This window comes from Streptomyces sp. GbtcB7 (genome assembly GCF_019091445.1).
GTDB lineage: Bacteria > Actinomycetota > Actinomycetes > Streptomycetales > Streptomycetaceae > Streptomyces > Streptomyces mirabilis.
In genome coordinates, this window is sequence record NZ_JAGXJM010000252.1 from 1 (window position 1) to 286 (window position 286).

A 286-nucleotide genomic window follows, 5' to 3' on the forward strand; every position below is an offset into this window, starting at 1 on the left:
CGGGCGGGGCATGGGAGAGCGTGGCGTGAAGCCGGCCGAAATCGCGCGGGCTGCACGCACCGGTGCGGTCGAAGTCGACGCCCACCGGCTCGAGCGGACCGTCCGGGCCGCAGCGACGGCATCCGTCGACGAAGGCGAGTTCGTGCGTCGGATGCGACGTGCCGGTGTCCTCATCCGGCCGCGGTTTGCAGCCGGCCGCGACGACGTCGTTGCCGGCTACTCCGTCGCTTTGCGACCTGCCGGAGACGAGCGGCCTGTCTGGTTCGGTGGAGGGCGACTTGCCCGC

Annotated in this window: 1 protein-coding gene; it reads right to left on the reverse strand. The window is 72.4% G+C overall.

What is annotated here, in order from left to right; all coding sequences use genetic code 11:
- Positions 1-286, reverse strand: a 286-nt coding sequence (locus KVT44_RS56005; RefSeq protein WP_217576962.1) for a hypothetical protein, incomplete at both ends; no start/stop codon positions are given.